Consider the following 24033-nt stretch of genomic DNA (forward strand, 5'->3'; position numbering starts at 1 on the left):
TTTGCGCAATTTCAGGCCGCTTCGAGCGGCGGTGTGGGCGTCGCTTCGCTGGCCGCGCTCGCGGTCTTTCTCGCCCCGGCGCGCTTCGTGCCGCGCTCGGCGGTCAACGTCCCCGACACCTCTTCGATCAACCCGCGCAGCCATCCCAGATCGCTTGGCCTGTCCGGCTGCGGATGCCACATCTGATAGCAGTGAATGCGCGGAAACGCGAACGGCGTCTCGACGACGGCAATGGGCATGAGCCTCGCGTAATGCTGCGCGAAGCGACGTGTCGTCGTGAAGATCAGATCCGATTGCAGCAAGACCTGCGGCACGAGCCCGAAGTAGGGCAGCGTCGCGACGATGCGGCGTTCGGCCTTCGCCTTCGCAAACCCCAGATCGATCGCGCTCGCATGCGAGCCCGTATAAGGCGTGGGCGCGAGATGGGGCGCGGCGAGATACGCCTCGCGCGTGAGTTCGCGGCGCGCCAGCGGATGGTCCGCGCGCATCATGCAGACAACCTTGTCCGAGAAGAGGTCGCTGCGCGCAAAACGCGCCTCGGGCTTCGGCCAGTTGCCGATCACGATGTCGAGTTCGCCTGCGTCGAGCGCGCCGTGATGATCGAGCGTGGGCGAGAGCGAGAGGATTTCCAGCCGCGCCGCCGGCGCCGTCTCGCGAAAGCGCGCGATCAGCGTCGGCATGAAGAAGTCGTTGAGATAGTCGGGTGCGGCGAGGCGGAACGTGCGCTTCGAGCGCTCCGGGTCGAAGTCGCCGTGCGGCGTGGCCACGAACTCCACGTCGCGCAGCACGCGTTGCGCGTGCTGCAACAGCGATTCGCCGTACTCGGTCGGCACCATGCCGGCCTTGCCGCGCACGAGGATCGGATCGCCCAGAATCTCGCGCAGCCGGCGCAGCGCCGTGCTGATGGCGGGCTGGGTCTGGTTCAGGCGCAGCGCGGCCTGCGTGACGCTGCGCTCGACCAGCAGCGTGCGCAGCACGCGCACCAGCCAGATGTCGAGGGTGAGGGCGTTATCGTCGTCCATGGGGTGTGGCGGGCAAGGGCGCGTGCGCGATGAAGCACATCGTTGCGCGCACGGATTCACCCATAACCATATGCCTGCTCGCGCGCCACCGCCATAGGGCGCGAGGCATGACCGGCATCAGAAGGGCACGCGTTGGATGGTTCCGCGGCGCGCTGCCCGTCACTCCGTAACCGGCTTCGCGAGCCCCGAAGGCAGCGTGGTGATGCGCTTGACCTCGCGCGAGTCGAGCCAGTTCGGGCTGCGTGCGCAGTAGAGCACCATCGGCAAGGCGTCCTCGCCCCAGAAGAGCTGCTTGTTCATCCAGAACGTCGGCACGCCGAATACGCCCATCGCGATCGCGTCGTTGGTATTGCGGCGCAACTGCGCGCGCACGGCTTCTTCCTCGATCAGCGACTCGCCGTGCGCAATGCCCACGCGCTCGCAAAGCTGCTCGAAGCCCTCGTCGCTCGACGGGTCTCGCCCCTCGCGCCAGATGAAGCGGAAAATCTCGCGCACGCACGCGAAGTCGCCGCCCGCCGCGATGGCGAGCAGCATCGGCCTGACCGAGTCGAACGGGTGTGCGGGCGGCATCTTGAACGGAATGCCGAGTTGCTCGGCGCGAAAGAGCGCGTGCCGGTAGGTGAAGATCCGCTTGGCGGGGACCGCGGCGCTGAGCGGCTGGCCCCAGTGGCGGTATAGCTCGGAAAGCAGCACGGGCGTCGGCACGAAGTCGAAGCCGGGCCACTTGTCCTGCTGTTCCAGCAACAGATACGAAAACGGCGACACGAAGTCGTAGAACCAGGCCGGCTGGCTGGCGTCGATGCCGTCGATCATGCTGTTTCTCCTCTCCAGGGCGATATCCGGGCCATTGCTTGCATGGCCCATTGTTCGGTTCAAAATGCGTGCAGCGGCGCTAATGCGTGCGCTCGCCTGTTTCATTGCTGCCGCTTTCGTTTGCATGGCTCGCCTCTGTACCCGCTGTGCCTGCCTCGTTGCTACCGTCTTCCGGCGCCTCTGCTTCTTCGGCGCTTTCCGTTGTCTGCTCTTCTTCAGCCCCAACGCTTGCGTCCGGCGCTTCGCGCGTCCCGGTCAGGCGCGCACGCACGAAGCCGATATGCTCGCGCAGCACGTAGAACTGCTCCGCGTAGGCGAGCGGCATTTTCATGCCGTTCACCGATTCCTCGATCTTGTCGAGCTGGCGGATCAGCGCCCGGCGCTCGGTGGGCGAGTTGTCGGCCATCGCGGCGCGCTCGAGTGCGATGAGCGAGCCGTACCAGCGGTAGATCCGCGATTTTACCCGCCAGGCGTAGAGCGAAGGCACGATCCGCAGGCCCGGAATCAGCACGACGATGATCGGCACGAGCAGCACCACGAGCCGGTCGGCGAGGCTCGCCACCCAGAAGGGCAGCACGCGGTAGAGGAAGCTCTTGCCCGACTTGTAGTAGCGCGCGGCGTCGGCGCTGATCGGGAAGTCCTGGGCGCGCGGCGCGGGGAATTCGCCCGCACGCTGCAGCAACGTGGAGCGCCCGTGCACTTCCTTGGCCGCTTCGATCAGCAGATCGGAAAGCGCGGGATGCAGCGAGTCGCGCGCGACCAGTTCCGCCGTGGGCGCGATGAAATGCAGGGGAGCTGCCGGCAGGTTGCGGCCGAAGTCGAACGCGCCCATCGGGATCGTGATGGCCGTGAGGAACGGAAAGCGCCGCGCGTAGGCGTCGGCCTGGACAAAGTCGAAGAAGCGCACGCCCGGCATGCGCATGAGGCGTCCCATGACGGGCGGCTGCGCCGAGTCGCCCGCGAGAATCGCGACGTCGATCTTGCCTGCCACGAGTTCGCGCGCGGCGTCGTCGCCGGAAAGCGGCAAAAGCTTGGTCGGGCCGCCGGGCTCGATGCCGTTCGCCTTGAGCAGCGTGAGCGCAAGCTCGCGCGTGCCGCTGCCCTCGGCGCCGATGGCGATGCGCTGGCCTTCGAACTGCGAGAGCCGCGTGGCGACGGGGCCGTGATAGAAGACCACGAGCGGCACGTAAGCCACGCTGCCGAGCGAGACGAGGCCGCCTGGCACCTTGCTCGCGAGGCCGTCCTGCACGAACGCGACGTCGACGTTCGACTTCGGGTCGGCGAGACGCTGCAGGTTCTGCGCCGAGCCCTCCGATTCGAGCACGTTGAGCGTGATGTTGTTGCGCGCGAGGATGGCCTTGTACTTTTCCGCGGCGTTCCAGAAGGTGCTGCCCTTGGGCCCCGCGCTCATGGTGAGCGTGTTGGGCGGCGCGGGCTGGATGAGGCGCACTGCGAGCCAGATGGCCGCCGCGCTCACGAGCAGGATGGGACCGAACGTGACAGCCAGGTCGCGCCACGAGATCGCCACGAAGCGCGCGACGAGACGGGGAGGAGGTTTGCGGCCGGTGCGGGACTTCATCGGGGTGGGGCGGGCCTCGGGTAGTTCGGGGGAGTGCGGGTCGGGTCCGCGTCGGGACCGGCGCTGGCGCCGGGTCGGCTCAGGCGCGCGCGCCGCGCGGGCTCTGTGGTGCCGATGGTACATGAGATTCGGCGTTGCGGCGGCATGCCCGCGTGCCTCGCGGAACAGCTTAAGCGCATGCCGCATGCCCTTAAGCTAAACTCTTTGCGCTTGCGCCACAGCCAGGCTAAATTGTGGTTCGCCTGCTGCGCTTCGCAAAGCGCGCCGGGGCCCGGGAGTGGTGGAGAAGTTGAACGAGCGGGCTCGCGCGAGCATCAATTCATAACAACAGGAAACGGGCGCAGACCTGTTCCGGCGGGTGTAATTCGACGTCCTTTCATCCTTTTGCCTCTCGAATCGCGTCCAGACCCTGGCCGTGTACGCGCGCGTTGCGCGCTGTGCGCTGCCATCGGTAGTGGTAACAGCCGTCAGACCATGGCTGACGGGCGGCCTTCGAGCCGTTCGCCGGCAAGGCAGGCGGTCTTATTCCAGACAACAACCCGCAACAACGCGAAGACACAAGGAGAAAACATGAAATCGGTCGCTATTCTGAAGACGCTGGGCGTGGCACTGTGCCTGTCGGTGGCTTGCAGCGCCTCGTACGCGCAGGACAACTCGGCGAGCGCACCCGCGGCTACGACGGCCGCTCCGGCGACGTCGGCCAAGAAGGCCGACCGCAAGCTGGGCTACACCGTGCGCAAGGCGCTCTCGAAGACCCAGGGCCTCGACGTTTCGAAGCTCAATGTACGCTCGCACGGCGGCGCGATCACGCTGACCGGCACGGTGCCGGATCAGGGCCAGATCGACAAGGCTGGCGAGGTCGCGCAAGGCGTGACGGGGGTGACGTCGGTGACGAACAAGCTGACGGTCCGAGTGCAGCAATAAGCGCTGCACACGCCCTGGAAACGGGGCGTCGGCTGCAGGCGATCGCAACAAGCGGCAAAAAAGCCCGGCCTCTACAGGCCGGGCTTTTTTTATGCGCGTATGACTGGCAAGTACACGTTTGGCGTGTGTTTGGGGGCTGTTGTCACTCGAAGCCGTCGGCTTGTACGCGTCGCGCGTGAACCGGCTGCGTGGATCGCTCCCCGCATGCGGCTTCGTCATGTTGCAGTGCAGCCGCCAAAGTGTAGTTTGACACACAGTCTTCCCGCCGTTGGGGGTATACCGTGGGTATCGCGCGTCTTTCCCGAGGTCGAGCGCGGCCTCATCGCTGGAAAGCAGGAAATCGCCATGACCATTCATACCTACACCGACTTGCCGCTCGTCGACCGGGCGGCCTTCGAGCTGGCCTGTGCGCGGCACGGCTTTGCGCCCATGCAGTTCGACATTCGCGGCGAAGCCGATCCCAACGACCCGGAACATGGCGACATGCTGATCGTGCGGCGCGGCGCCTGGGCGCAGGCTTATCGCATCGATGCTCGCGGCCAATGGCTGCGCCAGTTCGAGGTCGATCTCAACGGGAGATTTTTCCGGCAGGCGCCCCACGCGTAAGCGCTTGAGGCGCGCGGCGCACGACGTGCGCGGCGTTCAGGAGAGCACGAGGCGTACGCCCACGAGCGTGAGCGTCGCGGCGAGCAGCACGCGCAGCAGCTTTTCGGGCGCTTTTGAGGAGAGCATGCTGCCGATCGCGATCCCTGGCAGCGAGCCGCACAAGAGCGAAAGCAGCATGTGCCAGTCGATCGAGCCGAGCAGCCAGTGGCCGGCGCCCGCGAGGAGCGTGAGCGGCACGGCGTGCGCGACATCGGAGCCGACGATGCGCACCGTGGGCAGCGCCGGGTAGAGCAGCAGCAGCACCGTCACGCCGATGGCGCCCGCGCCTACCGAGGTGAGCGAGACGAGCACGCCGAGCACCGCACCCGTGAGAATCGTGAAAAAGAGCGTGCGCGCTTCGCCCGGCCCATGGCGGTGGCGCGAGGCGAACGCGGCGAGCTGCGGGCGGAAAATGAGCGCCACGGCCGTAATGAGGAGCGCCACGCCCAGCACGGCCTGGATCAGATGCCCCGCGCGCGGCGTGTCCATGCCGTAGCGGTGCAGCAGGATCAGCGTGATCGTCGCGGCGGGCACGCTGCCGGCTGCCAGCCGCAGCGTCACGCGCCAGTCCACCGAACCCTTGAGCCCGTGCACGAGCGTGCCTGCGGACTTGGTCGCCGCAGCGTATAGCAGGTCGGTGCCGACTGCCGTGGCCGGATGCACGTTGAAGACGAGGACCAGGATCGGCGTCATCAGCGAGCCGCCACCCACGCCGGTCAGGCCGACCAGAAATCCGACGAACAGGCCGGACAGCGAATACAGCAGATCGATATGGGGGAAGGACATCGCGCGCGAGGAGGCCGGTTCAGGGGGCTACGCCATTGCCTGCCGCGTTGGGAACAGCGCGCGCCGTAAGCGGCGCGTCAGGCTGGACAACGGCCAGGGCTGGCGGCGAAAATCCGCTATTGTCGCAAAACCGGCGGCTTGGCGCAGGGTTAAGCGAAATCAGGCGCGCGGCGCCTTGCTTTCAATTACCTTGGCTTCGTTCCACTGGCAGGATGCGGGCCAGATGCCGGTTCGCAACTTCACGTGCCTTGCGCATGCCTTCACGCACAGGCGCGTGCCGAACAGCGCCGCGAAGGACTGGCGCCGCCATAACCAGAACCCGACATGAATCCCGGCATCCTCTACGCGTTCGCTGCATTCGTTCTCTGGGGGCTCTTCCCCATCTACTTCAAGACGCTGCACCAGATCCCCGCGCTCGAAATGCTCGCGCACCGCATGGCATGGTCGCTCGTGTTCGTGATCGCCGTGCTCGTCGTACGCCGACACTGGCGCTGGTTTGGGCCCACGCTGCGCGACCGCCGCCTGCTCGGGCGCTTCGTGGCGAGCGCCGTGCTGCTCTCGGCCAACTGGGGCATCTATATCTGGGCCGTCAATGCCGGGCACATCGTCGAGGCGAGCCTTGGCTACTTCATCAATCCGCTCATCAACGTGCTGTTCGGCTATGCGTTCCTGCGCGAGCGCCTGCGCCCACTGCAATGGGCCGCCGTGGTGCTGGCCACCGCGGGAGTAGTCTGGCTCACCTGGCAGAACGGCGCGCCGCCCTGGATCAGCCTCGCGCTCGCCGTGACCTTCGGCGGCTACGGCCTTTTGCGCAAAACCGCGCAGCTCGGCGCGCTCGAAGGCCTCGCGCTCGAAACCGTGCTGCTCTTTCCCGTTGCGGTCGTTTATCTGACGATCGTGGGTCTCGCGGGCGAGAGCCACTTCACGCATGCCTCTCGCGCTCTGCAATTGCTGCTCGCGGCCTCAGGCCCGATCACAGCGGTCCCGCTGCTTCTCTTCGGCGCGGCCGCGCGGCGCATTCCGCTGTCGATGCTCGGTCTGATCCAGTACGTCACGCCCACGCTGCAGTTGCTCACGGGCGTGCTGATCTACGGGGAGCCGTTCGGCGCGGTGCGCGCCGTGGGTTACGGCGCGATCTGGGTCGCGCTCGGCGTGTATTCGCTCGAAGGCGTGCGCAGCCTCGTGGCCGCGCGCGAGCGCCGGGCGGCGTGAGGGCGCTAGCGGCGGTGCGCTGTCGGGCATTGGCTGACCTGCCGGCGGCGCGGTAGGATGCCAGGACGATGCGCTGCACGATCGTGGTGAATCGCGTGTCCTTTGCGCGGTGCGGTCGCGATCCGCAGTGCCTTAACCCTCAGTCAATCCCCCGTGGAGTGCCCCGCGCATGAGTATCGAAGCCGTTCGCCGGTTCGAGGCAGAATTCGCACCGCGCATTGCGGCGAAGCTGGCGAAACAGTTCGGCCCTTCGGTGCATGTCGATGTCGTGCCCAACGCCGGGCATGGCCATCCCACGCGCGTGCGCCTGCGCGGCGTCGCGAGCGAGCACCGGCATCCGTATGTCTACCCGCTGAATGTCTCGCTGACCTGGGACACCGAGGAGATCGAGCGTCTCATGGAGCCCGGCGGCGAAACGCGCTTCGAGCACTACCTCGAAGCGACCGGGCGCAAGCTCGCGTCATGGGAGTCGGCGCGCTCTGTCGATTTCGCTTCGCGCACGCAAGGCGAGCCCGAAGTGCTGCTAGGCGGGCTCGATTTCGAGGGCTAAGCGCGCCGCCTTGGCCCTCGAGTTTCATCAACCGCGTGCAGCCCGCGTGAGCCACTCGCGGCCCTTGAGCATGCCCCACCAGTAGAAGCTCGGCAGCACGCTCGCCTTGAGCAGCCACATGAGGCGGCGCGGCCGCGTGGGGTCGAGCGGGAAGGTGGGCAAGAGACGCCCGCCATAACCGAACTCGGCCAGCACGACCTTACCCTTCTCCACGGTGAGCGGGCACGAGCCGTAACCGTCATAGCGATACGCCAGTGGGGCTCCCGCACGCGCGGCGAGCAGGTTCTCGGCCACGATCACGGCCTGCTTGCGCGCGGCCGCGCCGGTCTTGGCGTTCGGCGCGGAGCACACGTCACCGAGTGAGAACACGTTCGGATAGCGCGGATGCTGGAGCGTGGCGTGATCCACCTCGCACCAGCCGGCTTCATCGGCGAGCTGGCTGTCGCGGATGAAGTCGGGCGCGACCTGCGGCGGCACGGCATGCAGCATGTCGAAGCGCTTCTCCACACGCGTAACGTTGCCGTTCGCATCCTTCACTTCGAAGGTGGCGATACGCGCCGGGCCGTCCACGGCCACGAGATTCGAGGAGAACGCAAGGTTCGCGTTGTAGCGCTTCACGTACTCCATGAGCGGCGGCACGAAGGTCGCCACGCCGAACAGCACGGCGCCCGCGAGATTGAACTCCACATTGACCTGGCCGAGCACACCCTGGCGCTGCCAGTGGTCGCACGCGAGGTACATGGCTTTTTGCGGCGCGCCCGCGCACTTGATCGGCATGCCGGGCTGGCTGAAGAGCGCGGTGCCGCCCTTCATCTGCTGCACGAGCTGCCAGGTGTAGGGCGCGAGGTCGTAGCGATAGTTCGAGGTCACGCCGTTCTTGCCGAGCGTTTCCGTGAGGCCCGCAATGCGCTCCCACGCGAGCCGCAGTCCCGGCGCCACGATGAGCTGGCGGTAGGCCACGCGCACGCCGCTGTCGAGCTGCACGACGTTCGCGTCCGGCTCGACGCGCGTGGCGGCTGCGCGGAACCACTTCACGCCCGCAGGCATGACGCTCGCCATGGGGCGGCGCGTCTTCGTCACGTCGTATGCGCCGCCGCCGACCAGCGTCCACGCGGGCTGATAGTCATGGTGATCGCTCGGCTCCACGATGGCGATCTTCAGGTTCGGCTCGCGGCGCAACAGGCTCGCGGTGACGGCGATGCCCGCCGTGCCGCCGCCGATCACAACGACGTCCCAGGTTTCGCCCTCCCACGTGCAGGCCGCCGTCGCGGCGCGCGCGGCGTTAGCGGTTTGCGCGGCCTGGGTGGGCACGCCTTGCTGCGCGAGCCGATAGAGGCTCGTGGCGCGGTTGCCACTGCGACAGTACGCGAGCACGGGGCCGGGCAGATCGACCAGCAACTCGGCGAAGCGCGCAGCGTCTTCGGCGGTGATTTGGCCGGGCTTCACCGGCAGATACGCGAACTGCAGACCGAGCTGCGAAGCCGCGGCGCGCAGTGCCTGCGACGTGGGTTGCGAGTCGCCGCCTTCGCCATCGGGCCGGTTGCAGATGATCGAGCGATAGCCCGCCGCCTGGATGGCGGCGAGGTCGTCGGGCGTGATCTGGTCGGCGCTAGCGAAGCGCGCATCGTGTGGCGTGATTTGCATGTAATTTTGGTCCCGAGGCTGGTGCGGCGTAGTGCTGCTTTAGTGCGGTTTGGTGCTGATCGATGCGGCTTCTTGCGAACGGCGGCGCTGTTCGAGCACGGCGTAAATCGCCATGCCCGCGAGCATGGCGGCGACGAAGAGCCAGGCGCGCGGCTGGCCGCTGCCCGCGGCGACGAGTGCGGGGCCGGGGCAGAAGCCTGCGAGCCCCCAGCCCGCGCCGAACAGCAAGGCGCCGCCAACCAGCCGGCCGTCGATTCGGCGCGATGTCGGCAGCTGAATCGGCGCGCCGGCGAGGCTCGACGCTCGCGTGCGCGCGAGCCAGAAGGCGGGCGCGGCGACCGCGATGGCGCCGGCCATCACGAAGGCGAGCGAAGGATCCCAATTCCCGGCGAGATCGAGAAAGCCGAGCACCTTGGCCGGATTGGCCATGCCTGAGACGAGCAAGCCGATACCGAACAGCAAACCGCACGCGAACGCGCTGAGTTTTCGCATCTCAGCCTCCGATCAGGTGACGCACAGCGAACACGGTGGCGAAGCCCGCCGCCATGAACGCGCCCGTGGCGACGAACGAGCGGCGTGAGCCGCGCGCGATCCCGCACACGCCGTGGCCGCTCGTGCAGCCCGAGCCGTAACGGGTGCCGATGCCGACCAGCAGGCCCGCCGCGACGAGCGTGAGCGCGGATGCATCGATCTGCATTGTCGGAAGCCCCGCGCGCAGCCGCCACAGCAACGGGGCGGCAACGAGGCCGATGACGAAAGCGGCATTCACGCCGCGCTCGCCGCCCGAACCCGGCAATGATCTGCCCAACAAGCCACCGAGCAAGCCGCTGATACCGGCGATGCGGCCGTTCACGAGCACGAAGAGCGCGGCGGCAGCGCCGACCATCAGGCCGCCCGCGAACGATGCGTAGGGCGTGAAGTGAGCGAGGTCGAGACTCATGCTGGATGGACCTTCAGACGCCCGCAATAGAGGCTCGAGAGCGTTTGCATGACCTGAATGACTTCGGGGCTCGCGAGGCGGTAGTAGATGTATTTGCCTTCGCGGCGCGTATCGACGAGGCCTTCGTCGCGCAGTTTGCCGAGATGTTGCGAAAGACTCGGCTGATGCACGCCCACCAGCTCCTCGAGTTCGCCGACATTGCGCTCGCCTTCGGTGAGCTGGCAAAGCAGCAGGAGACGGTCTTCGTGGGCCAGCGCCTTGAGCAGCGCGCAGCACTTTTCGGCGGATTCGCGCAGGGCCGCGAGCGCTTCGGGCGTGAGTGGTGAGTTCATGGGTCGCCTCGTTGGACGAGGTTGCAAGTCAATGATCCAGATTATACTTTGTCTAAAAACATTATATAAATTTATAATATGTGCTTCAATAGAGGGTCATCTTTGCGGAGTCGTTGATGTCCAACCCTGCCCAGCTACAAACCCTCGAGCCCACCGTCGAGCCCTTTTTCGACCCCGTCACGGCCACCGTCACCTACGTCGTGCACGCCGGGCGCGGCACAGCCTGCGCGATCGTCGATCCGGTGCTCGATTACGATCCCAAATCGGGCCGCACGTCCACGGAATCGGCCGACCGCGTGATCGCGTTCGTGCGCGATTACGGGCTTCACGTCGAGTGGCTGCTGGAAACGCACGCGCATGCCGATCATCTTTCGGCGGCGCCGTATCTGAAGGCGCAACTGGGTGGGCGCATCGCCATTGGCGAGCACATTCGCGACGTGCAGGGCGTGTTTCGCGCGGTGTTCAATCTGGGAGAGACGCTCAGCCCGGACGGCAGCCAGTTCGACGTGCTGTTCCAGGACGGCGAGGCATTCCAGGTCGGCGCTTTGGAGGCGCGCGCGTTGCACGTGCCCGGCCACACGCCTGCCGATCTCGCGTACCAGATCGGCAACGCCGTGTTCGTCGGCGACACGCTATTCATGCCCGACGTGGGTTCGGCGCGCTGCGACTTCCCGGGCGGCGACGCGCACACACTCTACCGCTCGGCACGCAAGCTGCTCGACCTGCCGGGCGACACGCGGCTCTTCATGTGCCACGACTACCCGCCGGCATCGCGCGGGCCGTGTTTCGAGACCACGGTGAGCGCGCAGCGCAGCGGCAACGTCCACCTGAACGAGACCGTGAGCGAAGAGGCGTTCGTGCAGATGCGCACCGCGCGCGACCGCACGCTCGCCATGCCGAACCTGATCCTGCCGTCGATCCAGGTGAATATCCGCGCCGGTCGCATGCCGGAGCCCGAAGCCAATGGCGTGCGATATCTGAAGATTCCGATCGACGCGCTTTGACTCTTTGCGGAGTGATTTCCGCAATGTGCATTTCAGGAGGGCGGAAAAACGCTTTTGATCACTCGCTGCCCGCGCACTTCGCCGTTCAGTTCGCGTCCTCGTTGACCGGCAAGTCGCCGGCCGGTTCCTCCTGGGTGTCCGTGCCCGTATCGTTCGCGCCGGCAGTGCGCGATCTGCGCAACCGGATGTCCGGCACAGCGTGCAATAGACGACGCGCGTGCCTGTGCAGCGGCCAGTCGACGAACTGGTAGAGCGCGGCGCCCATCGCCGTTGCCACGATCATCGTGAGCACCACCCCGAGCGGCGCAGTCGGGTCAAAGCCCTCGATAGCGTCCGGCAGCAGCTTGCGTGCAGCTTCCACACAGTATGGATGGCTCAGATAGATGGCATAGCTCGCATTGCCGATGAATATGGCTGCGCGAGTCAGCGGGCCCGAGCCCATCGCCGATTCCAGGTTCAGTGTGCTGCCGATTAGCACGAAAGCCGGAAGGCCGTAATAAAGCAACGGTGCGGTGGAAAGGTCGTGCCAATTGATGTAGGCCATCCAGCCATAGGCGGCGACTGCCATGCATCCGGCAAGCGGTGGCTTGATCGGGATTCCGAACTTCCAAAGCTGGTAGGCCATGAATCCGAGCGGGAACTCGAATAAGCGCTGATTCGAATAAAATGCGGTGAACACGTCGCGCGAGTTCCATGCCTTCGCTGTGCAAAAGATCGCAAGGATCAGCGCCGAAGTGAACAGCAGGCGGTGACGGCGCAGCAGCATCAGCGAAACGGCCGTCACGACGTAAAACAGCATTTCGTAGTTCAGCGTCCAGCCGACGAACAACATCGGGAATATCTGGCCACTTTCCTTGCGATAGGGAATGAAGAAAAGCGACTTCAGCAGATTTGCAAAGTCCGCTGTGGTCGAATTCAACAACTCGGGCGCGATGAGTGCCCCGACGAATACGCTCAGTGTCAACACCCAGTACAGCGGCACGATGCGGGCAATACGGTCCGCGAGAAAGCGCTGCGTGGTCAATTTTGGGTTATCCAGCACGAGCGCGATGACGAATCCGCTTATCACGAAGAAAATGTCGACGCCGAATTCGCCAAACGTGTGTGCTGTCGGCGACATGATGTGAAAGAAGATGACCGTTGTCGCTGCAACGGCGCGCAGCACGGTAAGGGACTGTAGCTTTTGCATGGTGGATGCGCGGTCTGCGCGTTCGCCAATGGCGGCCTGAGCGGGATGTGCTGCGTTTGATCGCGGCTATTCTGACATCGCGGAAAGGCACACAAATGCGTACTTTTGTGTGTGACCGTACAGAACTCAGCAATTAGTTAAAGAGTTACCTTGTCCGAAATTCGAAAGCGTCTGTCCACTCAGCGGGATGCCGGCAAACTAGACTTCCGTTCAATGCGCTGCCGCCTGTGACCCACGGAAAGGCGCGGCGCCCCTGAACCCACGGAGTCCCGCAATGAAAGCCATCCAGTTCAAGACCTTCGGCAAGCCCGACGTACTCGAATTCATCGATCTGCCCACGCCCGCGCCCAAAGCCGGCAGTGCGCTCGTGCAGGTGCGCGCCGCCTCGGTCAACCCGAGCGACGTGAAGAATGTTTCCGGCCATTTCGAGCACACGGTGCCGCCTCGCGTGCCCGGGCGCGACTTCAGCGGTGTCGTGGTGGCGGGCCCCGACGAGTGGCTCGGCGCCGAGGTCTGGGGCACGGGCGGCGACATCGGCTTCACGCGCGACGGCACGCACGCCGAGTTCATCGAGGTGCCGGTGGCCGCGCTTGCGCGCAAGCCCGCGGCGCTCTCGCACGCGCAGGCCGCGTCGATCGGCGTGAACTTCGTGGTGGCCTGGCTTGGCACTGTCGATTACGCGCGCCTCACCGAAGGTGAAACGATCGCCGTGATCGGCGTGTCGGGCGGGGTGGGCGGCGCAGTCACGCAGATCGCGAAGGCGCGCGGCGCACGCGTGATCGGCGTGGGCCGCGAGGCGCCGCTTGCCGGTTCGCCGGCCGCGCGTCTCATCGACGCCTTCGTTCCCATGAACGAGCACACCGCCGAACGCGTGCGCGAGTTGACGGGTGGCGCAGGCGCGGACGTGGTCTACGACGCCGTGGGCGGCGTGGCGTTCGAACTGGCGCTCTCGCTTGCGAAGCGGCGCGGCCGCGTGGTCGAAATCAGCGCGACGGGCAAGCGGCGCGTGGAGTTCGATCTGATCGACTTCTATCACAACGAGACGCAACTGCTCGGCGCCGATAGCGCGAAGCTCGGCGTGGCCGATTCCGCACCGCTCATGCAAGCCATCGCCGAAGCGTTCGATGCCGGCCAGTTCGAGCCGCCCGTCGTGGCCGCGCACTTTCCGCTCGCGCGAGCACGCGAAGCCTACGAGGCGGTCGCCGCGGGCACGGCCGGGCGCGTCGTGATCGACATGGCGTGAGCGACGCTCGAACGAACGGGAGACGAAGATGAAGGGCTATCTGGTGTCGTTCGCGGTCGGCGCACTCGCGGGGCTGCTCTACAACGTGCTGCAGGTGAAATCGCCCGCGCCGCCGACCATCGCGCTCGTCGGTCTGCTCGGCATGCTGGCGGGCGAGAACGTGATCGGCGTCGTGCGCGCGTGCGTCGCGCATCTCGCGGGGTGAGCAAGGCAATCCTCACTCACCGCGCCGGATATCACTCCGCGCGGACTTCGCTGACGGGCTGGCTCACGCCTCGGCCCGCACGAGCCGCTCAGGCAGACGCGTGCGCAGTTCGCGTGCGTCGAGCGCCGCGAGATCCTTGTCGAGTTCGAGCGTGACGAGGCTGCGCGTTTGCGCGTCGATTGCCTTGCGCAGCACGCCGAGGAACGCGGGCGGCGCCGCGAGCACGAGCGTGCCGTAGCGCGCGTCGTTGCGGGCCTTCGCGAGCGTCGTCGCGATTTCCGCCGCGAACACGGTGGCTTCGTGGTCGTGCTGGCTGGTGTCAGGATCGGTCGCGCTGCGGCCGAAGCCGACGCGGTCGGTGGTGCGTCCCGGCTTGTCGGTCACGAGGTTCTCGTCCGACATGCGGCCTTGCAGATGGAGCAGCGTCTCGACCTCGTCGATGGCACCCAGCGGGCTTTCGGCGGCGAAAATGCGCGCGGTCACACGGTTGGCGACAACAATCCAGATCGTTTTCGACATGTTCGACTCCCTGCCATGGCACCCGGCGCATGCGGCCGCCGGGCGGTTGAGTGGACTCGGGCCTCGCGGCGTAAACGTCAAGGGTAGCGCGCTTCGGGCCGCACGGCGCGGGAAGTGCCGCCGCGCTCGTCGGCGCGCCGCTGGCGCTCGCGCGAGACGCGAAAGTGTCGGAACAGCGAGCCGCGTGCCCGCTGACGTCTAGCCCTTCCAGAATTCGGGAGGATGATTCTTGCTGGCGCTGGATTATCTTTTTCTGCGGAAGCGCCTAGCCTTTAGACTCCGCAGCGCGCTGCAAAGGAGTCCGACATGAGCCCGAACGACTCGACCGCCTCGAATGCCGATCGCATCCTCCGTTTTCCGAGCGACATCGCCTTCACGCCGACGGTCAAGGCGATGCAGGAGCGCCTGGGTTCGCGCGAGCTCTATGCGAGCGTGGAGCGCGATCACGCCTGGGGCGTGGCGCTCACGCCCAAAATCCAGGAATTCATCGCCGCGCAGACGAGCGTATTCCTCGGCACCGCGAATACCGAAGGGCAGCCGTACATCCAGCATCGCGGCGGCCCGGCAGGCTTTCTGCACGTGGTGGACGAGCACACCATTGCCTTCGCCGATTTCATCGGCAACCAGCAATACATCACGCTCGGCAACCTCGCCGACAACCCGAAGGCGCATCTGTTCGTCATCGACTATGCGCGGCGGCGGCGCGTGAAGCTCTGGGGCCGCGCGCGCGTCGTCGAAGACCCGGCGCTGGTCGAGGAATTGATGCCTGCGGGCTACAAGGCGCGCGCCGAGCGGGTGATCGTGTTCACGGTGCACGCGTGGGACATGAACTGCCCGCAGCACATTCCCCAGCGCTTCGAGGCGGCGGACGTGAAGGCAGCGTTAGACGAGCGCGACGCGCGCATACGCGAACTGGAAGAGGCCGCGGCGCAACGCGAGGCCCGCGTACGGGAACTGGAAGCGGAAGTCGCGCGGCTGCGCGAGCGGGCGCTCGCGCCGTGATTCGCGCACAGGCGGCTTACTTGGCCTTTTCCGCCGAGTTGGTGATGGCCTGACCGCCCTTCGAAAGGTCCTCGCCTGCGCCTGCGATAGTGTTGCAGGCCGCGAGTGTTACAGCGAAGAGTGCAAGCGCAAACGCGAAATAGCGGCTCATATGGGCTCTCCCTGAATCGAATAGACGTCAAAGCGTCGGATGGAAGCGGCGGCGGGCATGGCGAATGCGCGCCGTCCTTCCTTTCGATTCTACGCGCGAAGCGGGGCCACATGCGCCGACGCTGCGCGCCAGCGCCGCCTGCATGCCGTCGAGCCGCTTTCAGCGCTTGCGCGTCCTGCGCACGACGAGCCACTTGGGCGAGCGAAAGCGCACGATGCTCACATAGAGCCACACGTAGGTGAGCGCGAACAGCACGACGAAACAGAAGAGGTGCAACGTGTGGCGCCAGAACAGCGTGGCCGGAATCACGGCGATCAGGCAGAGCAGCCACAGGTAGGGCGAAGTGAGCGAATTGCGCCGCGTGAGTTCGCGTGCATTGCGCGCGCCCACGACCCAGCGCATGAGGCGCTTGTACACGAGCATGTGCAGGTGCACGCCGTCGGGAATGCCGGGCGACATGCCGCGCACGAACTTCTTCCGGTAGATCGAGAAACATGTCTCGAAGATCGGATACATGAAGAGCAGCACCGGATACCAGGCCGACACGTCGCGGTTGCGCATGACGAGCAGGATCGACAGCTCGGCGAGCATGAAGCCGATGAAATACGCGCCACCGTCGCCGAGGAAGATCAGGCCAGCGGGGAAATTCCACATGAAGAAGCCCAGCACCGCGCCCATCATGATGAACGACGCGGAGAGCACGACCGGATCGTGCACCTGGAAGGCCACGTAGGCTAGCGAGGCGAACATCATGAACGCGACCATCGAGGCGAGGCCGTTGAAGCCGTCGATGATGTTGATCGCGTTGGCGAGCGCCGCGACCGCGAGCACGGTGATCACGAAGGAAATCGCCGCGTAGGAAAGCAGAAAGTCGAGCGGCGGCACGCTGATGCGCGTGACCGCGATGCCGAGGAACCAGAACGCGAGCGCGGCGGCGGCCATCGTGCACAGGAGGCGCGCAAGCGGCGAGACGCGCTTGGTCAGGTCTTCGATCAGCCCGGAGGCGAACGCGGGCAGCCCGCACGCGACGATGCCGAGTATGCCGCCCGAGACGGCCGGATACGCCCCGTGCAACTGCGCGGCCGCCACGATCAGCCCCGCGAGGATGCCCGTTCCGCCGATGCGCGGTACGGGACGCACGTGGAATTTCTGCACGCCGACGAGATCGGAATCGACGGAAAACCTTTCATGCAGATGCGCGTAACGCACGATCAGCAGCGTGACCAGCAAGGAAACGAGAAAGCCGAGGGCAAAACTGAGCATGAAAGGAAACCGCGACCGGAAGAAGGAATGCGCGATTATACAAAGGCGGACAGGCTGCCCGCCCCGAACCTCTTGCGGTCGGCGCCGCGCTCAGGTTCCCGGCGCGTTCGCGGGAGTGATTTCGAGCAGGATGACGTGGTCGGGTATTTCCACGGTGAGTTGGCGCACGTCGCGATGGATTTTGTGCGGTTCCGCCGCCGGAGCGAGCGGATCGTAAATCTCGACACGTTTTGCCGTTTCGCCAAAGTCGAGACCGACGCGCGCGGGCGGGCTGGTGAGCGGCTTTGCTGTCGCACGGTCCCAAATGAGCGTTTCGTTCCAGAGCACCAGCACGAAGCGGCCGTCCTTCTTCTGCAGCAGCAGACTATTCGCCGATTGCGGCATATCCGAAAGCGTATAGGCGAGCGTGTTGCGCGTCGCGGCGCTGGCGCGCCGCGTGGTGTTGGCGTTCAGGAACGACGTGAGATTGCGAATGGCGTAGGCCACCGGCTTGGGGCTATTGTCGTTGCGAAAGAGCCCGTAATGCATTTCATCGTTCTTGTGTGACGGATCGGGCTTTTCATCGAGCAGTTCATAAACATAGAGCCGCTTCACGCCCGCAGAAGCCGCATCCATATAACCGTTGAGGACGCCCTTGGCCTGCGTGTCCTCGTCGACGCCGAGCATGTACCAACCCGCCTGCGGCAATGAAAAGTAGCCGAACTCGGTGATGACGAGCGGCAACTGATATCTCTGGCCCAGGTGAATGGCTGCAAGCATCCATTTGTCGCCGTTCGCGTTCCAGAGGGGCTGCTCGCCGTTTTGTGGGTAGACATGCTGATTCGCAAAGTCGGCCGAAGCCGCACGCGTCTCGACTGACTTGGGGTCGAAGCCGGTCGCGTCGTATACGGGCACCGCCTTGAGCTCCGGCATGGCGTGTACGCGTGCGTAGAGGTCGCGCTGCACAGCGAGCCCGGCTGCAGCGCCGGTTAGCCCCTGGTAAGCGACTGGAAAGTTGTTGAGTTCGTTGGGGCCTTCGATGGCCGCAACGCTGCCGGGCACCTCGGTATTCAACTGCGCAACCTGCCCGATGTGCTTCTCGAAGTCCGCGCCCATCAGGAAGTTGAATTTCACGCCGCGCTGCGCGAGATAGACATAGCTGGAGAACGGGATGGAAGAGCCGGGCGGGTAGTCGCGGACGTGGTGAATGCCGAGCCACGCCATATCGTCGGCGACGTTGTGCACGTTGACATACGCGCCGTCGGTATAGCTGACGTGGGTGTCGACAGCGAGCGTCTGGAGGAATTCGTCGGCTGGCATGGCGTGCACGGTGTCGCCCGCGTGCACCGCCGATACGCATGCGAGTGCGCAGATACCTGCCGCGAAGCTTTCAATGGCACGCATGCCGAACGGCCAGGTCCGTTTCGCGTGGCTCGCGTCGCGCGAACTGGCGGTATCGGTGAGCAGACGATGGGCGGTTGCTACGGAATGCATCACGGCGTATTCCTCGCGTGGAGCGGTTGCCGGCTACCGATTACGCGCGCTTGCTCGCTCCACGCCGGCATTTTCAATTGGCTTACCCACTTTGGAGGCGCGGCCAGAAAGCATTGTGCCGCGTCATTGGCGACATCATGTGTGCGACGGCGAACGGATAGACACTCCACGGGAGATTAGATTCCGTCTATCACAGATGTCGCGATCGAATAATGAAAATAGAGTCGATAGTCGCGACTTCCAGGGTAAACATTAAGGAATCCTTCATATCAATTGACCGAACCCGGCATCACGAGAGACGTAGCGTTATGTGCGTTTGCGCACATAACGCAACGCTCGCATTGTGAGTTGCAGAGCGCCTCCAGCGTGGTTCGGATCATGAGGCCGCGACGATCAGAAACCGTTGGTGGGATTGCGCACGGTTCCTGCGTCGCTCGCGCCGTAATGTGTTGTCGTGGGTTATCGGGGCAGGCGCCACGTGACGTATGGATCGCCTGAGACGGGGACTTACGTGCGTTCGCCGGTGGCGGACGACTGCCAGCCCATGAACGTCTGACGAACACGACACGCACTGGGGTAGGGAAATGTCAGAGTTAACGCAACGGTCAGAGTTTGCGCAACGTACGGTCGACATCGTGCTGCAACGTACGGTCGATGTCGTGCTGATCGTGCTCGGCGCCATATGCGCCGTACACCTGAATCTAAATTCCGGACAGGTGGCCGAGGTGCATCACCCCGATCCCACGCTGGTGGCATTTTGCGCGGCGCTTGCACTCTCGGTCTTTCCCGCTTGCGGGACCTATGGCACGCGTGGCAGCCGCTCGCTTTTCAGCGTCGCGGGCCGCACGGCGTTCGCCTGGCTCGCGGTGCAGCTTTGCGGACTCGTGCTGCTTTATGCGATTCATCACGATCATCTGCTGGCGTTGCCGTGGTTCATGTACTGGACATTGACGACGGGTATTTCGCTGCTGCTGTCGCACACGCTGTTCTTTTCGGAATTCAGCGTGCTGCGACTGACCCGTGAATGGTGGCGCCGGGAAGCTTACGAGGCCGGTTCGCGCGACACGGTTCGCAACGCCGTCATCGGGCACGCCTTGAAACGCGTCTTTGACATAGTGGCGGCAGTGAGTGCGATCGTCCTGCTCTCGCCGCTGCTCGCCGTGCTCGCGCTGCTGGTCAAGCGCGATGGCGGTCCGGCGCTATACGGCCATACGCGCGTAGGCCGCCATGGCAAGAAATTCCGCTGTCTCAAGTTCCGGTCGATGGTGGTGAACTCGGAGCAGGTGCTCAAGGATCTGCTCGAGCGTGATCCCGAAGCCCGCGCCGAATGGGAGCGTGAATTCAAGCTCAAGAACGACGTGCGCGTAACGCGGATCGGCCACTTTCTGCGCCGCTCGAGCCTCGATGAACTGCCGCAGCTCTGGAACGTCCTGCTCGGCCAGATGAGCTTTGTCGGCCCGCGCCCGATCATCGACCAGGAGCTGGAGCGCTATGGCGAGGCGAGAAAGTACTACCTGATGGCCACGCCGGGTATCACGGGCCTGTGGCAGGTGAGCGGGCGCAACGATATCGACTACGCGACGCGCGTTCTGCTCGACGTTTCGTATGTGGAGAACTGGACCTTCCGGAAGGACATCGGGATTCTGTTCAAGACGTTTTTTGTCGTGATTCGCGGAACTGGCGCGTATTGAGCTGCGAGCGAGCCGCAAACGAAAGTGAAAGCGGGCTGCAAACGTGTTAGAGCGAGACGCGGTTGGCATACCAGGTATCCGGTTCACACGGCATGACCCGGAACGCGTGTAACGGATTGGGGGTGTTGCGATGGGACTGAACGCGATGAACTGGATCGGGACTGCGCACGCGCGTGTCGTGCGGGATTTTGGACTCGCGGGCGCGCTGCGCCGCGGGGCCGCTTGTGCCGTTTGCCTGGCGCTCACGGCGCTGAGCGGCTGCGCTCTGGCGCCGGGCATGACCTACACTTCCGGCGCGGCCGGCTCCACGGCGAACCCGGGTGCCGGTGCGGCATCAGGCGCGGCGGTGCCCGATAGTGTGGTGGCCAAGGGAATCGCTGGTGCACCGTCCGGTACGCTCGTCGAGATCACGAGAGACCTCGTGGACAAGGAGGCCGCGGCGCGGCCCAAGGGCATTCCCGCGGACGTGCAGCAGATGTTTGCCAAGGCCACTCCGTATGAAATCGGCCCCGGCGATATTCTCACCATCGTTGTGTGGGATCACCCCGAACTCAACCTGCCCGCGGGCGGCGGCGGCGGCGACGGTCCTTCAGGCGCCAGTTCGGTTGCGTCCGGCTACACCGTCGATACCAACGGCTTTATTCAGTATGCCTATATTGGTCCGCTGAAAGTCGCGGGCCTTTCGGAAATGGGCGTGCGCGACATCCTCGCGGAGAAGCTCGCGAAATACGTGCGCCAGCCGCAGATCACCGTACGCATCGAGACCTATCGCAGCAAGCGCGTGTATCTCGACGGCGAGGTCAAGACGCCGGGCGTCCAGGTGCTCAACGACCGACCGATGACGTTGCCCGAGGCGATCAACCGGGCCGGCGGCTTCACCAGCAATGCCGATCGCTCGCATGTGTCAGTGACACGTGGAGACACTACCGTGGATATCGATATGCCGGCGATGATTCGCAAGGGGTTCAATCCCGACCGGATCATTCTGCACGATGGTGATCTCGTGCGGATCTTTGCACAGACGGACAGCAAGGTCTTCGTGGTCGGCGAGGTCGAGCGTCCTGGCGGCGTGATGTTCAATAACGGACGTATGTCGCTCAACGAGGCGCTTGGCAACGCGGGGGGGATCAACCAGTCGTCGGGCGATGCTTCGCAGGTGTATGTCGTGCGTGGACGCGATACCAGCCAGCCGACCGTGTTCCATCTCGACGCGAGCAGCGCTTCTGCGATGGCAACGGCCGATTCGTTCGAGCTGAAGCCCAACGACGTCGTGTTCGTCGATACGTCTGCTCTCGTGAAGTGGAGCCGTGTCATCAGCCTGATTTTGCCGACGACCCAGGCCGCGGCGACGAGCCGTGCGATTGGATACTGATGTGCACATGAACAATACAAACCACACGAACCGCGTCAGTCGACCTGTTCGCTCTCGGGGGAACAAGATGAATAACCGCGACTATCTGCTCGAAGGGCCTGCGGAGACGATCATGCCGATCGCCCCCGACGGCGGCCATATGGGCAATATGCTGGACACCCTTTACGCTGGCCGCAAGACGATCCTGATCGTTACGCTGATCTTTACGCTTGTCGGCACCCTCTACGCGGTACTGGCGTCCCCCGTCTATCAATCCGACATGCTCATTCAGGTGGAGGAGAGCCCGAACGGGGCAAAATCGGCGCTGGCCGATCTTTCCTCCCAGTTCGCGGTCAAGACCCAGGCATCGGCGGAAATGGAGGTATTGCGCTCGCGGATGGTCGTGTCGTCCGCCGTGGATGCGACGAAGCTCTATATCAAGGCAACGCCGCGCTATTTCCCCGTGGTGGGCCGCTGGGCTGCGCGACATCTGAGCCTCGGCAACTGGTCGGGATGGGGCGGTTACGCCTGGGGTGACGAGGCGATCGAGGTCACGCAATTCGACGTGCCGACGCGCCTCCAGGGCAGACCGTTTGTCTTGACCTACCGGGGCGAGGGGGCCTACACGCTCGAGGGGGGCGGCATCACGCTCGAAGGGAAAGTGGGAGAAGCGCTGCACGCGCCGACGGTGGGTGGCTCGATCGACCTCGTCGTCGGCCGGATCGACGGGCAACCGGGCACGGTCTTCAACGTGATGCGCCTGTCCGAACTGAGCGCGATCCAGGGGTTGCAGACGGCAATCGCCATTACGGAAAAGGGCAAGGAGTCCGATGTCATCGGCGTTGCGCTGGATGGCGAAGACCCGGTACTCACCAGCAACATTCTTAACGCGGTCGGCAACGAATACATCCGGCAGAACGCTCAGCGCACGCAGGAAGAAGCGGAAAAGCAGATTGCCTTCCTCGACCGTCAGTTGCCTCTGCTCAAGGCGCAGCTGGAGAAAGCCGAGAACGATTTCAACACGTTCCGCTCGGCGCACGGCGCCGTCAATCTGGATGCCGAAGCTTCGGCACTGTTGCAGAGTTCGGCGCTGGCGCAGCAGCGTATCGCCGATCTGCAACAGCAACGCGCGCAGGCGATGGCCCGTTTCACCGACGACAACCCGGCTCTCGTCGCCATCAACGGGCAGCTGGCCGAAGCGCAGAAGTCGTTGGAACACCTGGCCGGCCAGACTCGCGCCCTGCCGCCGGTGGAGCAAGAGGTCGTGCGCCTGCAGCGGGAAGTGACCGTCGATACGAACATCTACACGAATCTCTTGAACAACCGCGAGCAGTTGCGTCTGATCAAGGCAGGCCGCGTGTCGAATGTCCGCATGATCGACGCCGCGGTGCCGCCTGAAGGACCGATTCGGCCGAAGCGCGCAATTATCGTGGTTGCGGCCGTGTTTACCGGATTGTTTGCCGGCGCCGCGCTCGTGCTGCTGCGTCAGAGGCTCAACCGCGGCGTCTCCGTCGTGGACGAAATCGAATCGGGCACCGGGCTGGCAGTCTTTGCGGCCGTACCGCGCAGCCGCATTCAGCATTCGATTGCGCGCCGTTTGCCTTACGGCGCGCCGGGTGCGAACACGGTGCTCGCGCACACGGCTGTATTCGACCCGGCGGTCGAGAGCCTGCGCAGTTTCCGCACGGCGCTCGAGCATTCGCTGGAGGACGCGGACAATCGTGTCGTGCTGCTGGCGGGGCCGACACCGATGGTCGGCAAGTCGTTCGTCTCGGTCAATCTGGCGGCCGTATTCGGTGCGTCCGGCAAGCGTGTGCTCCTGGTCGACGCGGATCTGCGGCGGGGCTCGCTGAACCAGCATATGGCGGTGCCGAGTATGCCGGGCGTCACCAACATCTTCGAACACTGCCAAAGCTATGACCACGTGGTGAATCACGACGTGATGCCGGGCGTCGACTTCGTCGCGACCGGTGGTTATGTGACCAATGCCAGCGAACTGCTGCAAAAGGACGCTTTCAGGAATTTCGTGGCATGGGCCAATTCGACGTATGAGCTCGTGCTGATCGACGCGCCGCCGATTTTGCCGGTAGCAGACGCCGGGATCATCGGAAGGCTGGCGGGCACCGTGTTCGTGATCGCGCGCCAGGGCGCGACGAGCGTGAGCGATCTGCGCGAGTCCGTGCGTCGCTTCGAACAGGTTGGCGTGCCGATTCGCGGCGTGATCTTCAACGACATGACCTCGCGTCCGGGACGCTATGGCAACGAATATGCCGCGTACGGCTATTCGAGCTACGGCTTTGCCAAGGATACGGGGAGCGCGAAGGCGGAGTAGCGGGTTACTGCCGGGTGTCCAATATCGCCCGATCTCTTCGTCGATGGCCGCGCCGCGGTCCATCGAATTGCCAGTCGAGCGGCCCCTCATGGGCTGGAGCGGATTCGCACTGCTTCAGCCCACTTCACCGGCGGCTGTGTGACTGTCCGCCCGCACGCGGCGC

General features: G+C 64.9%; 24 protein-coding genes. 11 read left to right on the forward strand and 13 right to left on the reverse strand.

From position 1 onward, the window contains the following. Positions 1–11 precede the first annotated feature (11 nt). The 3 genes from AB4Y35_RS10735 to AB4Y35_RS10745 form a co-directional block, all read right to left on the reverse strand. Positions 12–1022 carry a LysR family transcriptional regulator gene (locus AB4Y35_RS10735; RefSeq protein ID WP_368704365.1) on the reverse strand — a complete coding sequence of 337 codons (1011 nt, stop codon included), beginning with the start codon at positions 1020–1022 and terminating at the stop codon, positions 12–14. Between the two features lie 159 nt (positions 1023–1181). Continuing rightward, the gene (locus tag AB4Y35_RS10740) at positions 1182–1835 is read right to left on the reverse strand and encodes a 2-hydroxychromene-2-carboxylate isomerase (RefSeq protein ID WP_133182603.1); all 654 of its coding nucleotides are present in this window, start codon (positions 1833–1835) and stop codon (positions 1182–1184) included. 79 nt (positions 1836–1914) lie between these two features. Next, positions 1915–3414: a TAXI family TRAP transporter solute-binding subunit gene (locus AB4Y35_RS10745; RefSeq protein WP_368704366.1), complete on the reverse strand. Its 1500-nt coding sequence runs from the start codon at positions 3412–3414 to the stop codon at positions 1915–1917. Positions 3415–3984: 570 nt separating this feature from the next. Here AB4Y35_RS10745 and AB4Y35_RS10750 point away from each other — a divergent pair. Further along, positions 3985–4338, forward strand: a complete 354-nt coding sequence (locus AB4Y35_RS10750; RefSeq protein WP_368704367.1) for a BON domain-containing protein — start codon at positions 3985–3987, stop codon at positions 4336–4338. 345 nt (positions 4339–4683) lie between these two features. Further along, entirely contained in the window at positions 4684–4944 is a 261-nt protein-coding gene (locus AB4Y35_RS10755) for a hypothetical protein (protein ID WP_069267822.1), read from the forward strand. 36 nt (positions 4945–4980) lie between these two features. Here the strand turns inward: AB4Y35_RS10755 and AB4Y35_RS10760 are convergent, their stop codons facing one another. Beyond that, positions 4981–5769 (reverse strand): sulfite exporter TauE/SafE family protein, encoded by a 789-nt coding sequence (locus AB4Y35_RS10760; RefSeq protein WP_368704368.1) that lies wholly within the window; start codon positions 5767–5769, stop codon positions 4981–4983. Between the two features lie 324 nt (positions 5770–6093). Here AB4Y35_RS10760 and rarD point away from each other — a divergent pair, with 324 nt between their 5' ends. Next, entirely contained in the window at positions 6094–6981 is an 888-nt protein-coding gene (gene rarD, locus AB4Y35_RS10765) for an EamA family transporter RarD (protein ID WP_368704369.1), read from the forward strand. A 169-nt stretch (positions 6982–7150) separates the two neighbouring features. Beyond that, on the forward strand, positions 7151–7531 hold the full coding sequence (locus AB4Y35_RS10770) for a DUF5594 family protein (protein ID WP_368704370.1): 381 nt from the start codon (positions 7151–7153) through the stop codon (positions 7529–7531). A gap of 27 nt (positions 7532–7558) precedes the next feature. On the opposite strand, the gene AB4Y35_RS10775 is transcribed toward AB4Y35_RS10770, so the two are convergent. The 4 genes from AB4Y35_RS10775 to AB4Y35_RS10790 are packed head-to-tail and all read right to left on the reverse strand — an operon-like array spanning position 7559 to position 10447. After that, entirely contained in the window at positions 7559–9175 is a 1617-nt protein-coding gene (locus AB4Y35_RS10775) for a TIGR01244 family sulfur transferase (RefSeq protein WP_368704371.1), read from the reverse strand. 39 nt (positions 9176–9214) lie between these two features. Next, the gene (locus AB4Y35_RS10780; protein ID WP_368704372.1) at positions 9215–9667 is read right to left on the reverse strand and encodes a DUF6691 family protein; all 453 of its coding nucleotides are present in this window, start codon (positions 9665–9667) and stop codon (positions 9215–9217) included. Position 9668: 1 nt separating this feature from the next. Beyond that, complete coding sequence (locus tag AB4Y35_RS10785; RefSeq protein WP_368704373.1) at positions 9669–10115, reverse strand: YeeE/YedE family protein; 447 nt, start codon at positions 10113–10115, stop codon at positions 9669–9671. Continuing rightward, entirely contained in the window at positions 10112–10447 is a 336-nt protein-coding gene (locus tag AB4Y35_RS10790) for a metalloregulator ArsR/SmtB family transcription factor (RefSeq protein ID WP_028202089.1), read from the reverse strand. Before AB4Y35_RS10790 ends, AB4Y35_RS10785 begins: the two co-directional genes overlap by 4 nt. Before the next feature lie 116 nt (positions 10448–10563). Between AB4Y35_RS10790 and AB4Y35_RS10795 the strand changes: the two genes are divergently transcribed. Beyond that, positions 10564–11451, forward strand: coding sequence for an MBL fold metallo-hydrolase (locus AB4Y35_RS10795; RefSeq protein ID WP_368704374.1), 888 nt, complete (start codon positions 10564–10566; stop codon positions 11449–11451). 85 nt (positions 11452–11536) lie between these two features. Here AB4Y35_RS10795 and AB4Y35_RS10800 read toward each other — a convergent pair whose 3' ends face one another. Next, complete coding sequence (locus AB4Y35_RS10800; protein WP_368704375.1) at positions 11537–12640, reverse strand: acyltransferase family protein; 1104 nt, start codon at positions 12638–12640, stop codon at positions 11537–11539. A 274-nt stretch (positions 12641–12914) separates the two neighbouring features. On the opposite strand from AB4Y35_RS10800, the gene AB4Y35_RS10805 reads away from it, so the two are divergent. Both AB4Y35_RS10805 and AB4Y35_RS10810 read left to right on the forward strand, forming a co-directional pair. Then, positions 12915–13883 (forward strand): zinc-binding alcohol dehydrogenase family protein, encoded by a 969-nt coding sequence (locus AB4Y35_RS10805; protein ID WP_368704376.1) that lies wholly within the window; start codon positions 12915–12917, stop codon positions 13881–13883. Between the two features lie 28 nt (positions 13884–13911). After that, a complete protein-coding gene (locus AB4Y35_RS10810) occupies positions 13912–14088 on the forward strand; it encodes a DUF1427 family protein (RefSeq protein ID WP_035512139.1) in 177 nt (58 codons plus the stop codon). Between the two features lie 63 nt (positions 14089–14151). Here AB4Y35_RS10810 and AB4Y35_RS10815 read toward each other — a convergent pair whose 3' ends face one another. Continuing rightward, positions 14152–14607 (reverse strand): host attachment protein, encoded by a 456-nt coding sequence (locus AB4Y35_RS10815; RefSeq protein ID WP_165979530.1) that lies wholly within the window; start codon positions 14605–14607, stop codon positions 14152–14154. 306 nt (positions 14608–14913) lie between these two features. Here AB4Y35_RS10815 and AB4Y35_RS10820 point away from each other — a divergent pair, with 306 nt between their 5' ends. Further along, positions 14914–15609: a pyridoxamine 5'-phosphate oxidase family protein gene (locus tag AB4Y35_RS10820; RefSeq protein ID WP_368704377.1), complete on the forward strand. Its 696-nt coding sequence runs from the start codon at positions 14914–14916 to the stop codon at positions 15607–15609. A 16-nt stretch (positions 15610–15625) separates the two neighbouring features. On the opposite strand, the gene AB4Y35_RS10825 is transcribed toward AB4Y35_RS10820, so the two are convergent. From AB4Y35_RS10825 to AB4Y35_RS10835, 3 genes are all read right to left on the reverse strand, one after another. Continuing rightward, positions 15626–15760, reverse strand: coding sequence for an entericidin A/B family lipoprotein (locus AB4Y35_RS10825; RefSeq protein ID WP_342952240.1), 135 nt, complete (start codon positions 15758–15760; stop codon positions 15626–15628). A 159-nt stretch (positions 15761–15919) separates the two neighbouring features. Next, positions 15920–17023 carry a glycosyltransferase gene (locus AB4Y35_RS10830; protein WP_133188946.1) on the reverse strand — a complete coding sequence of 368 codons (1104 nt, stop codon included), beginning with the start codon at positions 17021–17023 and terminating at the stop codon, positions 15920–15922. Between the two features lie 90 nt (positions 17024–17113). Further along, the gene (locus tag AB4Y35_RS10835; RefSeq protein ID WP_368704642.1) at positions 17114–18496 is read right to left on the reverse strand and encodes a calcium-binding protein; all 1383 of its coding nucleotides are present in this window, start codon (positions 18494–18496) and stop codon (positions 17114–17116) included. Positions 18497–19080: 584 nt separating this feature from the next. On the opposite strand from AB4Y35_RS10835, the gene AB4Y35_RS10840 reads away from it, so the two are divergent. The 3 genes from AB4Y35_RS10840 to AB4Y35_RS10850 all read left to right on the forward strand — a co-directional run bounded on the left by AB4Y35_RS10840 (position 19081) and on the right by AB4Y35_RS10850 (position 23870). Further along, positions 19081–20187 (forward strand): sugar transferase, encoded by a 1107-nt coding sequence (locus tag AB4Y35_RS10840; protein WP_368704378.1) that lies wholly within the window; start codon positions 19081–19083, stop codon positions 20185–20187. 277 nt (positions 20188–20464) lie between these two features. Further along, on the forward strand, positions 20465–21559 hold the full coding sequence (locus AB4Y35_RS10845) for a polysaccharide biosynthesis/export family protein (protein ID WP_246089374.1): 1095 nt from the start codon (positions 20465–20467) through the stop codon (positions 21557–21559). A 112-nt stretch (positions 21560–21671) separates the two neighbouring features. Next, a complete protein-coding gene (locus AB4Y35_RS10850) occupies positions 21672–23870 on the forward strand; it encodes a polysaccharide biosynthesis tyrosine autokinase (protein WP_368704379.1) in 2199 nt (732 codons plus the stop codon). Positions 23871–24033: the final 163 nt, after the last annotated feature.

The sequence above is a fragment of the Paraburkholderia sp. EG286A genome, assembly GCF_040965375.1.
Classification (GTDB): Bacteria; Pseudomonadota; Gammaproteobacteria; order Burkholderiales; family Burkholderiaceae; genus Paraburkholderia.

Bases quoted from the DNA above. Each gene is read 5' to 3' on its own strand.
- AB4Y35_RS10735 (WP_368704365.1), bottom strand. From the start codon at position 1,022: ATGGACGACGATAACGCCCTCACCCTCGACATCTGGCTGGTGCGCGTG.
- AB4Y35_RS10740 (WP_133182603.1), bottom strand. From the start codon at position 1,835: ATGATCGACGGCATCGACGCCAGCCAGCCGGCCTGGTTCTACGACTTC.
- AB4Y35_RS10745 (WP_368704366.1), bottom strand. From the start codon at position 3,414: ATGAAGTCCCGCACCGGCCGCAAACCTCCTCCCCGTCTCGTCGCGCGC.
- AB4Y35_RS10750 (WP_368704367.1), top strand. From the start codon at position 3,985: ATGAAATCGGTCGCTATTCTGAAGACGCTGGGCGTGGCACTGTGCCTG.
- AB4Y35_RS10755 (WP_069267822.1), top strand. From the start codon at position 4,684: ATGACCATTCATACCTACACCGACTTGCCGCTCGTCGACCGGGCGGCC.
- AB4Y35_RS10760 (WP_368704368.1), bottom strand. From the start codon at position 5,769: ATGTCCTTCCCCCATATCGATCTGCTGTATTCGCTGTCCGGCCTGTTC.
- rarD (WP_368704369.1), top strand. From the start codon at position 6,094: ATGAATCCCGGCATCCTCTACGCGTTCGCTGCATTCGTTCTCTGGGGG.
- AB4Y35_RS10770 (WP_368704370.1), top strand. From the start codon at position 7,151: ATGAGTATCGAAGCCGTTCGCCGGTTCGAGGCAGAATTCGCACCGCGC.
- AB4Y35_RS10775 (WP_368704371.1), bottom strand. From the start codon at position 9,175: ATGCAAATCACGCCACACGATGCGCGCTTCGCTAGCGCCGACCAGATC.
- AB4Y35_RS10780 (WP_368704372.1), bottom strand. From the start codon at position 9,667: ATGCGAAAACTCAGCGCGTTCGCGTGCGGTTTGCTGTTCGGTATCGGC.
- AB4Y35_RS10785 (WP_368704373.1), bottom strand. From the start codon at position 10,115: ATGAGTCTCGACCTCGCTCACTTCACGCCCTACGCATCGTTCGCGGGC.
- AB4Y35_RS10790 (WP_028202089.1), bottom strand. From the start codon at position 10,447: ATGAACTCACCACTCACGCCCGAAGCGCTCGCGGCCCTGCGCGAATCC.
- AB4Y35_RS10795 (WP_368704374.1), top strand. From the start codon at position 10,564: ATGTCCAACCCTGCCCAGCTACAAACCCTCGAGCCCACCGTCGAGCCC.
- AB4Y35_RS10800 (WP_368704375.1), bottom strand. From the start codon at position 12,640: ATGCAAAAGCTACAGTCCCTTACCGTGCTGCGCGCCGTTGCAGCGACA.
- AB4Y35_RS10805 (WP_368704376.1), top strand. From the start codon at position 12,915: ATGAAAGCCATCCAGTTCAAGACCTTCGGCAAGCCCGACGTACTCGAA.
- AB4Y35_RS10810 (WP_035512139.1), top strand. From the start codon at position 13,912: ATGAAGGGCTATCTGGTGTCGTTCGCGGTCGGCGCACTCGCGGGGCTG.
- AB4Y35_RS10815 (WP_165979530.1), bottom strand. From the start codon at position 14,607: ATGTCGAAAACGATCTGGATTGTTGTCGCCAACCGTGTGACCGCGCGC.
- AB4Y35_RS10820 (WP_368704377.1), top strand. From the start codon at position 14,914: ATGAGCCCGAACGACTCGACCGCCTCGAATGCCGATCGCATCCTCCGT.
- AB4Y35_RS10825 (WP_342952240.1), bottom strand. From the start codon at position 15,760: ATGAGCCGCTATTTCGCGTTTGCGCTTGCACTCTTCGCTGTAACACTC.
- AB4Y35_RS10830 (WP_133188946.1), bottom strand. From the start codon at position 17,023: ATGCTCAGTTTTGCCCTCGGCTTTCTCGTTTCCTTGCTGGTCACGCTG.
- AB4Y35_RS10835 (WP_368704642.1), bottom strand. From the start codon at position 18,496: ATGCATTCCGTAGCAACCGCCCATCGTCTGCTCACCGATACCGCCAGT.
- AB4Y35_RS10840 (WP_368704378.1), top strand. From the start codon at position 19,081: ATGTCAGAGTTAACGCAACGGTCAGAGTTTGCGCAACGTACGGTCGAC.
- AB4Y35_RS10845 (WP_246089374.1), top strand. From the start codon at position 20,465: ATGACCTACACTTCCGGCGCGGCCGGCTCCACGGCGAACCCGGGTGCC.
- AB4Y35_RS10850 (WP_368704379.1), top strand. From the start codon at position 21,672: ATGCCGATCGCCCCCGACGGCGGCCATATGGGCAATATGCTGGACACC.